At 32.9% G+C, this 14,103-nt stretch carries 13 protein-coding genes and 2 pseudogenes; 7 read left to right on the forward strand and 8 right to left on the reverse strand.

Annotated elements, in window-relative coordinates:
* From AC0L5U_RS10310 to mraZ, 5 genes and pseudogenes are all read right to left on the reverse strand, one after another.
* A pseudogene (locus tag AC0L5U_RS10310) lies at positions 1-1,463 on the reverse strand (UDP-N-acetylmuramoyl-L-alanyl-D-glutamate--2,6-diaminopimelate ligase).
* Positions 1,460-3,465 (reverse strand): annotated as a pseudogene (locus AC0L5U_RS10315) (penicillin-binding protein). The pseudogenes AC0L5U_RS10310 and AC0L5U_RS10315 overlap by 4 nt, the downstream one beginning before the upstream one ends.
* A gap of 17 nt (positions 3,466-3,482) precedes the next feature.
* Positions 3,483-3,845 carry an FtsL-like putative cell division protein gene (locus tag AC0L5U_RS10320; RefSeq protein WP_473416328.1) on the reverse strand — a complete coding sequence of 121 codons (363 nt, stop codon included), beginning with the start codon at positions 3,843-3,845 and terminating at the stop codon, positions 3,483-3,485.
* A 17-nt stretch (positions 3,846-3,862) separates the two neighbouring features.
* On the reverse strand, positions 3,863-4,765 hold the full coding sequence (rsmH, locus tag AC0L5U_RS10325; RefSeq protein ID WP_473418264.1) for a 16S rRNA (cytosine(1402)-N(4))-methyltransferase RsmH: 903 nt from the start codon (positions 4,763-4,765) through the stop codon (positions 3,863-3,865).
* Positions 4,746-5,213, reverse strand: coding sequence for a division/cell wall cluster transcriptional repressor MraZ (gene mraZ, locus AC0L5U_RS10330; protein WP_473416329.1), 468 nt, complete (start codon positions 5,211-5,213; stop codon positions 4,746-4,748). The genes rsmH and mraZ overlap by 20 nt, the downstream gene beginning before the upstream one ends.
* Positions 5,214-5,515: 302 nt before the next feature.
* Here mraZ and AC0L5U_RS10335 point away from each other — a divergent pair, with 302 nt between their 5' ends.
* From AC0L5U_RS10335 to AC0L5U_RS10350, 4 genes are all read left to right on the forward strand, one after another.
* Positions 5,516-6,130 carry an alpha/beta fold hydrolase gene (locus AC0L5U_RS10335; protein WP_473416332.1) on the forward strand — a complete coding sequence of 205 codons (615 nt, stop codon included), beginning with the start codon at positions 5,516-5,518 and terminating at the stop codon, positions 6,128-6,130.
* Positions 6,109-6,279, forward strand: a complete 171-nt coding sequence (locus AC0L5U_RS10340; protein ID WP_473416333.1) for an alpha/beta fold hydrolase — start codon at positions 6,109-6,111, stop codon at positions 6,277-6,279. The genes AC0L5U_RS10335 and AC0L5U_RS10340 overlap by 22 nt, the downstream gene beginning before the upstream one ends.
* Before the next feature lie 35 nt (positions 6,280-6,314).
* Positions 6,315-6,914, forward strand: coding sequence for a ribosome biogenesis GTP-binding protein YihA/YsxC (gene yihA, locus AC0L5U_RS10345; protein WP_473416334.1), 600 nt, complete (start codon positions 6,315-6,317; stop codon positions 6,912-6,914).
* Positions 6,915-7,070: 156 nt separating this feature from the next.
* Positions 7,071-8,300, forward strand: a complete 1,230-nt coding sequence (locus AC0L5U_RS10350; protein WP_473416336.1) for a porin family protein — start codon at positions 7,071-7,073, stop codon at positions 8,298-8,300.
* Between the two features lie 8 nt (positions 8,301-8,308).
* Here the strand turns inward: AC0L5U_RS10350 and AC0L5U_RS10355 are convergent, their stop codons facing one another.
* The 3 genes from AC0L5U_RS10355 to AC0L5U_RS10365 are packed head-to-tail and all read right to left on the reverse strand — an operon-like array spanning position 8,309 to position 11,602.
* Positions 8,309-9,403: an ABC transporter permease gene (locus AC0L5U_RS10355; protein WP_473416338.1), complete on the reverse strand. Its 1,095-nt coding sequence runs from the start codon at positions 9,401-9,403 to the stop codon at positions 8,309-8,311.
* Between the two features lie 34 nt (positions 9,404-9,437).
* Entirely contained in the window at positions 9,438-9,941 is a 504-nt protein-coding gene (locus tag AC0L5U_RS10360) for a carboxy terminal-processing peptidase (protein WP_473416339.1), read from the reverse strand.
* A complete protein-coding gene (locus AC0L5U_RS10365; protein WP_473416340.1) occupies positions 9,905-11,602 on the reverse strand; it encodes a S41 family peptidase in 1,698 nt (565 codons plus the stop codon). Before AC0L5U_RS10365 ends, AC0L5U_RS10360 begins: the two co-directional genes overlap by 37 nt.
* A gap of 144 nt (positions 11,603-11,746) precedes the next feature.
* On the opposite strand from AC0L5U_RS10365, the gene surE reads away from it, so the two are divergent.
* The 3 genes from surE to lpxB all read left to right on the forward strand — a co-directional run bounded on the left by surE (position 11,747) and on the right by lpxB (position 13,961).
* Complete coding sequence (surE, locus tag AC0L5U_RS10370; protein ID WP_473416342.1) at positions 11,747-12,541, forward strand: 5'/3'-nucleotidase SurE; 795 nt, start codon at positions 11,747-11,749, stop codon at positions 12,539-12,541.
* Complete coding sequence (locus AC0L5U_RS10375) at positions 12,542-12,736, forward strand: hypothetical protein (protein ID WP_473416343.1); 195 nt, start codon at positions 12,542-12,544, stop codon at positions 12,734-12,736.
* A 97-nt stretch (positions 12,737-12,833) separates the two neighbouring features.
* Positions 12,834-13,961 carry a lipid-A-disaccharide synthase gene (gene lpxB, locus AC0L5U_RS10380; RefSeq protein ID WP_473416344.1) on the forward strand — a complete coding sequence of 376 codons (1,128 nt, stop codon included), beginning with the start codon at positions 12,834-12,836 and terminating at the stop codon, positions 13,959-13,961.
* Positions 13,962-14,103 lie beyond the last annotated feature (142 nt).

Here is a 14,103-nt window from a genome sequence, read left to right on the forward strand (position 1 = left end):
TTACTTCTGCAATTGTTTTAAAAATTCTTGTACTGTTTTAAAATCATCAAAGTCAAAACGCTGCCCTTTTATTTCTTGGTAGGTTTCATGACCTTTACCTGCTATTAAAATGATATCCTTAGCTTCAGCTAATTGACATGCCGTTTTTATTGCTTGTTTTCTATCCGAAATTGATAGCGTCTTTTTAAAATTTTGAGGTTCTACACCTTTTTCAATCTCTTCTATTATTGTTTCGGGCTTTTCGCTTCTAGGATTATCACTTGTGAAAATCACTTTTGTACTTAATTCTGAAGCAATGTGTCCCATTTTAGGGCGTTTGGTTTTATCACGATCTCCACCACATCCAACTACCGTGATTAACGATTCATTTTTTGTACGAATACTATTTATAGTTTCCAATACATTTTTTAAGGCATCAGGTGTATGCGCATAATCTACAATTGCAGTTATTTTTTCATCTGAAACCAAATATTGAAAACGTCCACTAACACTCTGTAATTCACTTATTAAACGAAGAATCTCAACTTTTTCAAGGCCTAATAACTCAGCCGTAGCATAAATTGCTAAAACATTATAGGCATTGAAATTTCCAATTAGTCGAGTCCAAACTTCACTCCCATCAATAGAAAGCAGCAAGCCTGAGAATTCATTTTCTAATATTTGTGCCTTATAATCTGCATAACCTTTAAGCGCATAAGTATATTTTTTTGCTGCCGTATTTTGCAACATTACCAATCCATTTTTATCATCAGTATTTGATAAAGCAAAAGCATGACTGCCCAGTCCATCAAAAAAGCTTTTTTAACATCCCTGTATTCTGCAAACGTGTTGTGATAATCTAAATGGTCGTGAGATAAGTTTGTAAAAACGCCGCCTTCAAATCGTAATCCTTCTGTTCTACTTTGATGAATACCATGCGAACTCACTTCCATAAAGCAAAATTCTACACCAGCATCATTCATCATTTTTAAATACTTGTTTATAGTTATAGAATCTGGTGTGGTATGTGTTGCTTTATATTCTTTGTTATCAACCAATATCTTTACTGTTGAAAGTAAACCAACTTTATAACCTGCATTTTTAAACAACTGATATAACAATGTAGTAACAGTAGTTTTTCCATTGGTTCCTGTCACACCAACAAGCTTCAAATTATCCGATGGGGAGTCGAAATAATTCGAAGCCATAATTGCTAGTGCTTTGTTTGAGTAGTCAACTTCTATATATGTTATACCATCAATTAAAGTATTCGGTAAAGCTTCGCATACAACTGCTATTGCACCTTGTTTTATAGCGACATCTATATAATTGTGTCCATCTGAAAGCGTTCCACGAACAGCCACAAACACATCTTTTTCTGCTATTTTTCTAGAATCGAAATCTATAGCATTTATAACAATGTTTGTACCACCAACTACAGCATTGATGTTCACTTTATACAATATGTCTTTTAATATGTTCACGAAATTTCTAAAACTACTTTTTGATTCCTTTTTATTTTTTGCCCTTTAGTTACAGATTGCTTTTTTACTGTTCCAGAACCTTTAATTCTCACTTTAAGCCCCATATTCTCTAATAAAGCCACAGCATCCATTGCTGGTAATCCAACTACATTTGGCATGATAGTTTTATAAGTTTGAGCTGTATTATAATAACTTTCAAACTGCTCGGTAACCGCAGCGTTTTTAACTTCTAAAGATTCAACTTCATCTATTAAAGGCGTATCTGTAAATATTTTTTGAGCTATACTTTTAAATACCGGACCCGATACATCTGCACCATAATAACCAACTTTAGTACTTGGTTTATGAATTACTACAATGCAAGAATATTTAGGATTATCTGTTGGAAAATATCCTGCGAAAGACGACACATACTTTCTATCTTTTCGCCATTCTTCATAATTATGATAATCTGTTCTTGCAGTACCAGTTTTGCCTGCCATTGAGAAATTTTTCGAATACATACGTTGCCCTGTTCCTCTCACAACAATATTTTTCAATATTTCTTGAATTTCACTTAAGGTTTTTTTAGAACAGATTTTTTTATTCAAAGTTTCTTTCTCAAAAACCTCAACTTCCTTATCAAATTCCTTAACAGCTTTAATAAATCTGGGCTTTACCATTTCACCTTCATTTGCTATGGCATTATAAAAAGATAGCGTTTGCAAAGGCGTCATTTGTAAATTGTAACCGTATGCCATTGAAGGCAATGCATTTTTACTCCAAATCTTATCTCCTGGCTCCGGTATAATTGGTTTTCCTTCTCCTATTAATGAAATCCCTAATGTTTTGTTTAACCCCCAACCTTTAATCCGTTTTGATGAATTTTTTAGGTTGGCTTGAATAATTTTCATCAATTATAGTTGCCAAACCAATATTTGAAGACACTTCCAAAGCACGAGCTACGGATATTTTACCATGACCTCTAGAGTCACTTATCGTTCTTCCATAAAAACGCTTAGACCCCATTTTGGTATCTACAATTGTAGCAGTATCAACAACCTTATCTTCCAACGCCGCCATAAGTGCCATCACTTTAAATGTAGATCCTGGCTCATGAGATTCTCCAACAGCATAATTCAATTTCTCATAATAAGTCCCTTTCGAAGTTCTTCCTAAATTTGAAATAGCACGAATCTCCCCAGTTTTAACTTCCATTACTACAACACAACCATGCTCCGCTTCATAATACTCCAATTGTTTCAACAATGCATGATGCGCAATATCTTGAATGTTCACATCAATAGTTGTATACACATCAAACCCATCTTGCGGTTCAATTTTGTTTTCATCATTAATAGGTTTCCATTGATTTTTTCCTATTTGCTGTTTAGCGTGCTTACCATCTGTACCTCGTAAATACTGAACACCAAAAGCACCATCAATTCCTGGGCGTGTTACATTTCCATTATCATCAATACGTTCATAACCAATGGTACGCTGAGCAATACCCCCATTGGGTGTTCCCGTTTTGTTTTTTGCTCGACGATTAACCCACCTTTAAACGGGCTTAGTTTTAACAATGGAAATGTTCGCATTCTTAAATATTCAGAATACCCTAAATTTTTAGCAAGTGATAAATACCTATTTCTATTAACTCTAGCTTTGCGTATTTTTTTTGATAATATGAAGATGATTTTATACCTGAAAATTTTGCCAAAGAATCGCAAAGTGGTTTTAAATTATTTTCGAATACTTGAGCAGAAGGTGTAATAGCATCTAGAAGAATATCATACTTCGGAATTGATGTTGCCAACAAATTACCGTTAACCGAATACACATTACCACGATTTGCCGGTATGATAAAATCTTTTACAATCCGCTCACTAGCTTTAGCACGATATTCATCGCCTTGCACAAACTGAATATTCGCCAATTTAACCATAACAGCGATACCGAAGATGAACATAAATCCAGCTACGACATACAATTTATTCAATATGCTTTTCTCGCTTACTGCCAAGGTTGAAAATTAATTTATTACTTATTATTAGACTTTACTTTTATTTTTCGTGGCGGGTTTACAGAAGGCGCCAATCCTTTTTCTTTCATTTTCGCAACTACTGCAGATTCCATTTTTAATCGCATTAATTTTGAACGTCCATCAACAAATGCAGATCGCATTTCTTTCACTTCATTGGTTAATCTTGCAATTTCGTGCACTTTACCATCTGCACTATGAGAACTCGCTATCATAACAATTGCCAGAACAGAAATAAAAAGAATGATGCGCCAGTTTTTAAACGAATCATCACTCACTAAAAAAGTTCCTTTTAATATGTTATAAATGTTTTTTTCATCCCCTTTATCTCTCCGAGACATCTTCCCAAAAAGAAAAGACATTAGGTTTTCACTTTTAACTATAGTTTTTCTGCAATCCTAAGTTTTGCACTTCTAGCTCTATTGTTTGATTTAATTTCTTCTTTTGACGGTACTATTAAACCATTTACTTTTTTTAATGGCACTTCAAAATTTCCAAACATATCACGCTCTGGCTCTCCTTCAAACAAACCGTTTCTTATAAAACGTTTTACCAATCTATCTTCTAAAGAATGGTATGAGATAAAACTCAATCGTCCGTTTTGCTTTAAAATCTCTGGCGTTTGTAACAAAAACTCTTTTAATGCCTCAATTTCCTGATTTACCTCAATGCGAATGGCTTGATATATTTGTGCTAAAATTTTATTTTCATGCCGTGGCGACAAAAACTTTTTCAACACTTGCTTTAACTGCTCGCTTGTTATAATTTTCTCATTATATCTATGCTCAACAATTAATCTTGCCATAGCTGGAGCTGCTCTCAACTCCCCATATTGCAATAAAACCTGCTTTAATTGTTCTTCTTCATAATCATTTACCACATGATAAGCAGACAGCTTATTTTGCTGATTCATTCGCATATCCAAATTCGCTTCAAATCGTGTTGAAAATCCTCGTTCTGCAACATCAAATTGATGAGACGACACTCCAAAATCTGCCAAAACACCATCAACTTCTTTTACACCATGAAATCTCAAAAAACGCTTTACAAACCTGAAATTTTCATTTATCAACACAAACCGATCATCATCTATGGCGTTTTCTAATGCATCCAAATCCTGATCAAAAGCATACAACCTTCCGTTTTTATCCAGTCTGCTTAAAATTTCCTTACTATGACCACCACCACCAAAAGTGACATCTACATAAATACCATCTGGTTTTATATTTAAACCATCAACAGTCTCTTTCAACAATACTGGATTATGATACATCGCCGTCATCATCTTGCCCCATTACTTCTTCTGCTAAATCCGAAAAATCTACAGTTGCATCATCAATAGCTTGTTCATACAATTCTCTATCCCATATTTCGATAATATTTATCGATGGAGAGATTACTATGTCTTTTGAAATGTTAGCGAAAACCGTTAAATCTTTAGGAATTAACAATCTTCCATTCCCATCAACTTCAACAACCCTAGCACCAGCACTAAATCGTCGTATGAAATCGTTATTCTTTTTCTTAAACCTGTTTAACTTGTTCATTTTCTGCATTAACAATTGCCATTCTGCCATTGGATACAATTCCAAACAAGGTTGAAACACAGAACGCCTCAAGACAAAACCACTTTCCAGAATAGGCATCAACTGCTTTTTCATTCCAGCAGGTATCATCATACGTCCTTTGGCGTCAACTTTACAACTGTATGTTCCTATTAATGAATGCAATGCGATGTTTTTTGATTTTGAACTATAAGCATCAAATATATCGAAAATTTTACCACGATTTACCACTTCTTACCACTTTTGTTGATAATTTTTCGATAAACAGCAATTTTAAAGCCATTCTGAGAAGAAAAAAATTAGATTACACCTCATTATCAAGCAGTTAAAAAGTGGAGTAAAATGTTATCAAGAGGTGTTAACAACATTTCGATAAGCTACTGTAAAGCAGGAAAAAATTAAAAGCCTTGAAATATGAATGATTTAACTATATTTGTTTTGTTACGAAAACGGATGAACACAGATTAATGGCGGATAGTTTAAAAAAAGAAAAGAATTTTAGTTATATAGAAGTTGGAGAAGGAACACCTATAATCGTGCTACACGGTTTAATGGGAGGGTTAAGTAATTTTGATTCTGTGAAGAACTTTTTTAGTGCTAAAGACTATAAAGTTGTTATACCCGAGTTGCCCATTTACACGATGTCGCTCATAAAAACCAATGTGAAAAATTTTGCAAAATACTTGCATGATTTTATTGAATTTAAAGGTTTTAAAGAGGTTATTTTATTAGGAAACTCTTTAGGCGGACACATTGCCTTATATCACACCAAATTATATCCAGAAAAAATAAAAGGTTTAGTAATTACTGGAAGTTCTGGACTTTACGAAAGTGCTATGGGTGGTGGCTACACTAAACGTAGTGACTACGAAGTAATTAAGAAAAAAGCGCAAGATGTATTTTACGACCCAAAAGTTGCAACAAAAGACATAGTAGATGAAGTATATGCTACCGTAAACGACCGTAATAAACTGATAAAAACCTTAGCTATTGCAAAAAGTGCAATTCGGCACAATATGGCGAAAGATCTACCCAAAATGAACACCCCAACGTGTATTATTTGGGGAAAAATGACAATGTAACACCTCCAGAAGTTGCCAAAGAATTTGATGAATTACTACCAGATTCTGAATTGTTTTGGATTGACAAATGCGGGCATGCTGCTATGATGGAGCACCCTGATGAATTCAATAACATTTTGGATGCTTGGTTAACCAAACGAAGCATTTAATACCACAAAAAGCATAAAATTCCAAATACTAAAACATGCGCATAAAATCTGCTGAATTTGTAGTAAGTAATTCTGATGTTGAAAAATGTCCGAAAAGTGCATTACCTGAGTATGCTTTTATTGGGAGGAGTAATGTTGGAAAATCCTCATTGATTAATATGTTAACCAACCGAAAAAGTTTGGCTAAAACTTCGGGACGTCCGGGCAAAACCCAATTAATTAATCATTTTTTAATTAACAAAAATTGGCACTTGGTAGATTTACCTGGGTATGGCTATGCACGTGTTTCTAAAAGTGCTAAAAAAGTATTTCAAAAATTTATTACTCAGTATTTTGCAGTAAGGGAACAATTGGTAACCGCCTTTGTTTTAGTAGATATTCGCCATAAACCACAACCCATAGATTTAGAGTTTATGCAATGGCTTGGGGAAAACGGAATTCCATTCTCAATTATATTTACAAAAGCAGACAAACTACGCCCTAAAGCCATTGAAAATAATGTTACAGACTATAAAAATGTACTTTTAGAAACTTGGGAAGAAATGCCAAATTATTTTGTAACCTCCTCTTCTAGTGGGGTTGGAAAGGATGAGCTTTTGGGTTATATTGGAGAGCTTAATGACAATATGATTTAAAATTTTATTTAGGCTAATTTCTAATAAATGTGCTCCCAAATCGAAAATTGCAAATCATTTAAAAACAAAATCTATTTTTTTACTAAAATTATTTTCCTACCTGTTATGTAAGAATATAACCTTACATTGCAGTAGAACGCTAACTCAATCTACAAAATGAAAAAATCAATAATCCTAAGTTTGTTCATTTTCCTCACTTATCTACTTAATGCACAAATTAATTTCGAAAAAGGTTATTTCATTAACAATGAAAATGAGAAAAAATCATGTTTAATTAAAAATGTTGACTGGAAACACAACCCGACTGAATTTACTTATAAATTAAATAGAGAAGGCAAATCTAAGACTCTATCTTTAATTGACGCTAAAGAATTCGGTATAGATGGGGATTCAAAATACATTCGTAAAAAAGTAGCATTAGACCAGTCTAGCAATAATGTTAACAACTTGAGTCGAACAAGGAAACCTGAGTTTAAAATACAAACCATTTTTCTTAAAACAATACTTGAAGGAGAAAGCAACTTATACTATTATGAATCAGGGAGTCTAAAAAGATACTTTTTTAATGTAGGAAATAACAAAATTGAACCCTTAGTTTTCAAAAGTTATTTGAAAGAACAAACCTTAGCTGCATACAATAATGATTTTAGAATGCAACTTATGAATGCACTCAAATGTAGCAGTATGAATAAATCTGATTTTCAACACCTAGACTATGATTTTAAAGGATTAACTAAAGTCATTTTAAAATATAATAAATGCAAAGACCCCAATTATGAATTACTGGAAGTTGACAAACCTAATAAAAGCAAACTAAACATTTCTGTAAAAGCAGGATTAAGAAACAGTACTTTTACTGCGCAAGAAAATCGTAGCTGGTATAATTCAGTAAGAGATTTTGACAAAAACACAAACTTAACTTTTGGAATTGAATTTGAACATATTTTTGGTTTCAATCAAAACAAATGGGCTATCTGCATTGAACCCAGCTATCAATCATTTCAATCTGAAATTTCAGGAGGTCCCTCCTCTCCAACTTTTGTTAATAAATTAAAAGTAGAATATACCTCGATGGAGATTCCTCTTGGCTTTAAACACTATATGTTTATTGGAAAAGACTCTAAACTCTTTTTAAGCGCTTACTATGTATTAGATTTTCCTTTTAAATCCACTATGAATATTCATAGAGGTGTTTTTAACGATGATTTAAAAATTGATAAATCTGCAAATATAGCAGTAAGCTTTGGATATAAACATTTAGACAAATACAGTTTAGAACTCAGATATAATGGAGTGCGTAAAAATGGTACTTATAATCATTTTATTGATTATTGGTATACTGAATACAGCAGTATTTCCCTTCTTTTAGGATACACCATTTTCTAAAACACAAATCATCCTTTCACATCCAAAGCATCCCGCAACGCATTCCCAATCAACATAAACGCCATTACCAAACTCATAATACAAAGCCCAGGAATCATTGCTAAATAAGGTTTCCCAAGAATAATATAATTGTAATGATCTTTTATCATAGCGCCCCAACTAGCCATTGGAGGTTGTGCTCCTATGCCTAGAAAACTGAGTCCGCTTTCTATTAAAATAGCAGCGGCAAAATTTGCAGCAGCAATTACAATTACTGGCGCCATTATATTGGGCAAAATATGTTTTGTGATGATTCTAAAATCGTTATAACCTAAGGCTCTAGCCGCTGTTACGTACTGCATTTCTTTGACACTAATTATTTGTCCGCGTACTACTCTGGCCACCTCTACCCACATAGTTAAGCCAACTGCAATAAATACTTGCCAAAACCCTTTTCCTAAAGCTAATGTTATTGCTATTACTAAAAGTAATGTTGGAATAGACCACGTTACATTAATAATCCACATAATAACTGCATCTACTTTCCCTCCAAAGTAACCTGCTAAACTCCCCATTATTATACCAATGAATAATGAAATAAAGACTGCCACAAAACCAATAAAAAAAGAAATTCTTGCACCTACTAATATTCTACTTAATAAATCGCGTCCGTATTTATCAGTACCAAACGTAAACGATTTTTCTTTAACAAAATCATTAACTGCATTATCAGGAAAACTCGATAACAGTATTGTTTTTTCTACACCTTTTAAGCCATCAGCAGCATATTCAGTATAGTTTAAATTACCATTTTCAATACTATATTCTGAAATAGGCACTTCTGTATCAGTATTTTTAACACCAAAGAATAGTTTATCTAAAAAATTCTGTTCGTTTTTTACTTGCGAAGGAATAGTAAGCATTGTTACTTTAAAACCAGGAGATTTAGAATGAATAGACAAATGCATTTGATTCGCATGTTGCGAATTATCAGGTGCAAACACATAAGCAAATATGGAAACTAAACCTACTAAAACTATAAAATAGAAACTGAAAACGCCCCAAAAGTTCTTTTTAAACTTTTGGAGCGCCAGTTGTTTTAGCGAGTTTGATGTATTACTCATTAAACCTATGTCTTTTTATTATTTTTAATCTTAATTAATCTTTTACTTTAGCTACTTTTTTTATGCTATAAGCCATTTTTAAATCCTCTAGTACATTAACAGCCTCTTCTACATAAACATCTTTACTTAAACTTTTATACCAACGTTCACGTTTTTCTTGCAAATTAGTGGTATCACTTTCAAACAATTGCCTTTCATAAGCAGATGGTTTAAAAGTTAAATTTGTTTTGTAATCTGAAATCGCATCAAAACGTTTGGATTCTTGTTCATTTAATTCTAATTCTTTTTTGTAAGTATTATAATTTAAAGAAAACTCAGTTTCATCAATTTTACTTTTTACCCATCTCGCATTTTCCTCAATTAACTTTAATTGATTATTATCACTCATACGCTCTTTACTCTTACTAATCGTTTTATCATAATCAAAATAATTATCCCAAACGTCATAATTTGCAGGATCTATTTCATCATATGGTAATGGGTTTTCTTTTTCCTTTTCCCCTACATCAATAAAACTGAATCGCCCAGGTACTTGCACATCACTTTTAACCCCTCTAGTTGTACCGAACCTCCATTTATTCTATAGTATTTTTGAATGGTATACGCCAAAGCTCCTAAATCTCCTGAGGTATTATTTCTAACTATATTATTTAAAGGATAAACTGTCTGTACAGTACCTTTGCCATAGGTTTGCTTGCTACCGATGATAATAGCACGCTTATAATCTTGCATTGCAGCTGCCATAATTTCTGAAGCAGAAGCGGATAATTCGTTTACTAAAATTACCAAAGGTCCATCCCATGTAATGGATTTATCAGTATCCGCTAAAACACGTTTTGGAGAACCCGTAGAACGCACTTGCACTACCGGACCTTCTTTGATAAATAATCCTGCCATGTCTACTACAGCTGGCAACGATCCGCCACCATTATTTCGTAAATCTAGAATTAGCCCTTCCATGCCCTCTTCTTTCAAACGTTCTATTTCTTTTCGAACGTCAATAGCAGCATTTAAATTTTTATAATCATCAAAATCTACATAAAAACGAGGCAGATTAATAATTCCGAATTTCTTATCATCTTTCTCTACTACCGAAGATTTTGCATAAGTTTCTCCCAACTCTACAACATCTCTTGTAATAACAATATCCTTTATTGTACCATCTACTTTCTTTATAGTTAAGGTAACCTTTGTACCTTTTGGACCTTTTATATACTTAATAGCATCACTAATTGGCATCCCAACAATATCTATAGGCGTTTCTTCATCCTCTTGCTTTACCTTAAGAATAACATCCTCTACCTCAAGTAATTGACTTCGCCATGCAGGGCCTCCTGAAATTAACTCAACAATTTTAATATAATCCATTCGCTTTGTTAATCGTGCTCCAATACCTTCAAGTTTTCCAGACATTTGGGTATCAAAACCTTCTTTATCACGAGGTGCTAAATAGTATGTATGTGGGTCGAACTCTTCAACGATAGAATTCACATACATGGAAAACCATTCTTCTCTAGTTAAGTCATCAATACTATCATTAAAATAAATATCTATGGATTTTAACGTCGCTTCCCTGGCTTCTTTTTCTATTTGAGCTTCAGTTTTCATTACATAAGACGCATCTTTTTCTTTAGCTATTTTCTCTTGCTCATAAATATCATCATAGTTTGTTAGCGTGGAGAATTTTAACTGTTTTCTCCAACGTTCTTTCATTTCTTTTTTGTTGGCAACAAAATCGCTTTTATCGTAATCGGTTTCAAAAGTTTCATCTCTATTGTAATCAAAAGGTTCTGATAACACTTCTTTATAAATCCCCTTTGCCTCTTCAATTCGTTTCAACATGCGTTCATGTACAACATTGAAAAAAGTAATATCGTAAGCCTTTAATTGGTCGTCAATATCTGTCTTATACTTCTGAAAATCCTTAAAATCTGAATTATAGAAGTAACGTTTTACGGGATCTATGCGGGTTAAGTAATCATTAAATAATTCTTCAGAAAACTTATCATCGAGTTGAATAGGATCAAAATGTCCTTGTTGTAAAATATAAGTTATTACTTGTATTAGAAGTTTATCTTTATCTGGATTATCGAATGATTTTGAGGTAAAACTACATGATGCAAATGCCAACAAAAGTACTAACGATAAAATTTTATAATTCTTTTTCATCATATCCTTCATATTCTTAAATAAAAGCAATTTAATTCGTTTATTAATTCACTAAAATACTGAAAAAACCGTGCCATTGAACGGATGTGCTACTAATTTTTTGTTAAACCAAACAAAATAAGGCATTACACAAGATTTTATGTATTTTAGCAATGCTTAAAATTGCTGTAATTTATGTCGAAAAAACCATTGATTTTAGTCACAAATGATGACGGCATTACCGCTCCAGGTATCAGAACTTTAATTGAAGCCATGATTACAATTGGCGATGTGGTTGTGGTAGCACCTGATAGCCCACAAAGCGGAAAAGGACATGCCATTACTTTAGACTCTACTTTATACGCAGAACAAGTTGAAGTTATCAACGGAACACATTTAGAATATACATGCTCTGGAACTCCTGCCGATTGTGTAAAATTAGCGGTAAGAGAGATTTTGGACAGACGACCTGACATTTGTGTTTCTGGAATTAATCATGGCTCTAATTCATCTATAAACGTTATTTATTCTGGAACCATGAGTGCTGCTATTGAAGCAGGCATCGAAGGAATTCCTGCCATTGGTTTTTCATTATTAAATTACAAATGGAGTGCCAATTTTGAAGCTTGTAAAACTTATGTAAAAACCATTACTAAAAATGTTTTAAAACATGGTTTAGAAGAAGGTATTGTATTAAATGTAAACATACCTGACGTCCCTGAAAAAGACTTAAAAGGGATTAAAATTTGCAGACAAGCACGTGCCAATTGGGTTGAAGAGTTTGATAAGCGCAAGAGCCCTCAAGGACGCGATTATTATTGGTTAACTGGCAAATTTGTTAATTTAGATGGTGGCGAAGATACTGATGAATGGGCACTTGAAAATAATTATGTATCGTTAGTTCCTGTTCAATTTGATTTAACTGCACATCATACTATTCAAGAACTAAATAATTGGAATTTAAACCATAGAGACACAAAGCATATTTAAATGAAAAAAGAACTTGTAATTGGAATTTTAGTTGGATTAATAGCCAACATTATCGGTTTATTTATAGCTACAACAATTTTAGGAAATGGAGACGATTTTACTACAGTTGTTAAAGCTGCTTATAATGAAGGTTTTTTAGGAAAACTGATAAGTATAGGAGCAGTATTAAACCTTATCGCTTTTTTATTTTTATAAAAAAACGACAAGATTACCGTGCTAGAGGAGTGCTGTTAATTACTGTTTTTATTGCCGTTTTTACATTTGTAATTAAACTATTTTGATTCATTTTTAAATGAAGTATTATATTCTTGCTGGAGAAGCATCTGGAGATTTACATGGCTCTAATTTAATGAAAGCCTTACTAAAAATTGATAGCAAAGCAGATATTAGATTTTGGGGTGGAGATTTAATGCAAGAAGCCGGCGGACATTTGGTAAAACACTATAAAGAACGTGCTTTTATGGGGTTTAGCGAAGTGATTCTAAATCTTCGGAAAATCTTTAAATTAATTTCTTATTGCAAAAGTGACATTGAAGATTTCAACCCAGATGTAGTTGTTTTTATAGATAATTCTGGGTTTAATTTACGTATTGCAAAATGGGCTAAATCAAAAGGATTCAGAACCAATTATTATATTTCCCCGCAAGTTTGGGCATCTAGAGCCAGTAGAGTGAAAGCTATAAAACGTGATATTGATGCCATGTTCGTAATTTTACCTTTTGTGAAATCGTTTTACAAAACCTATGATTATGATGTCACTTTTGTTGGCCACCCATTAATTGATGCCATTGCAAACCGGAAACATGTAGGAGAGTTTAAATTTAGAGAAACGCATAACTTAAGCGATAAACCAATTATTGCCTTATTACCCGGAAGTAGAAAACAGGAAATAACAAAAATGCTTTCTGTGATGCTAAGCTTAGTGGACGATTTTAAGGATTATCAATTTGTTATTGCTGGGGCTCCTAGCCAGGATTATGAGTTTTACAAATCGTTTATAAAAAACCAAAATATCAGTTTTATTTCGAATAAGACTTATGATTTATTGAGTGTCTCCTATGCAGCTTTAGTAACTTCTGGTACTGCAACTTTAGAAACTGCATTATTTAAAGTACCGCAAGTTGTGTGCTACAAAGGAAGTTCAATTTCATATCACATTGCAAAACGTATCATTACGCTTAAATTTATTTCGCTAGTGAATTTAGTAATGGACAAGGAAGTAGTTACAGAATTAATACAAAATGATTTTAATAAAAAACGACTTAAAAAAGAGTTGGAATTGATTTTGGATGATGAGAAACGCAAAGCACTATTTCATGATTATTACGAATTAGAGAAAAAACTTGGTGGCAAAGGTGCTAGCGAGAAAACGGCTGAATTGATTTACAAAGGGATATACGGAAAGCAAGACCATCCATAAAAATATTCTTGAGGCCTCAATGTTTCTACAAACTCATACAATGGAAGAAAAACAATCATTAATGATAAAGAAAATAACATTATTTTTTTTGCCAATGAAACTTGATTTAGTTTATTATTTATAAATTTATACTCGCTTTCGT

This window comes from Jejuia sp. G7-7 (genome assembly GCF_055808955.1).

Coding starts and splice junctions, on each gene's coding strand:
- AC0L5U_RS10320 (WP_473416328.1), bottom strand. CDS start 3,845: ATGTCTTTTCTTTTTGGGAAGATGTCTCGGAGAGATAAAGGGGATGAA.
- rsmH (WP_473418264.1), bottom strand. CDS start 4,765: ATGACGGCGATGTATCATAATCCAGTATTGTTGAAAGAGACTGTTGAT.
- AC0L5U_RS10335 (WP_473416332.1), top strand. CDS start 5,516: ATGGCGGATAGTTTAAAAAAAGAAAAGAATTTTAGTTATATAGAAGTT.
- yihA (WP_473416334.1), top strand. CDS start 6,315: ATGCGCATAAAATCTGCTGAATTTGTAGTAAGTAATTCTGATGTTGAA.
- AC0L5U_RS10350 (WP_473416336.1), top strand. CDS start 7,071: ATGAAAAAATCAATAATCCTAAGTTTGTTCATTTTCCTCACTTATCTA.
- AC0L5U_RS10355 (WP_473416338.1), bottom strand. CDS start 9,403: ATGAGTAATACATCAAACTCGCTAAAACAACTGGCGCTCCAAAAGTTT.
- surE (WP_473416342.1), top strand. CDS start 11,747: ATGTCGAAAAAACCATTGATTTTAGTCACAAATGATGACGGCATTACC.
- AC0L5U_RS10375 (WP_473416343.1), top strand. CDS start 12,542: ATGAAAAAAGAACTTGTAATTGGAATTTTAGTTGGATTAATAGCCAAC.
- lpxB (WP_473416344.1), top strand. CDS start 12,834: ATGAAGTATTATATTCTTGCTGGAGAAGCATCTGGAGATTTACATGGC.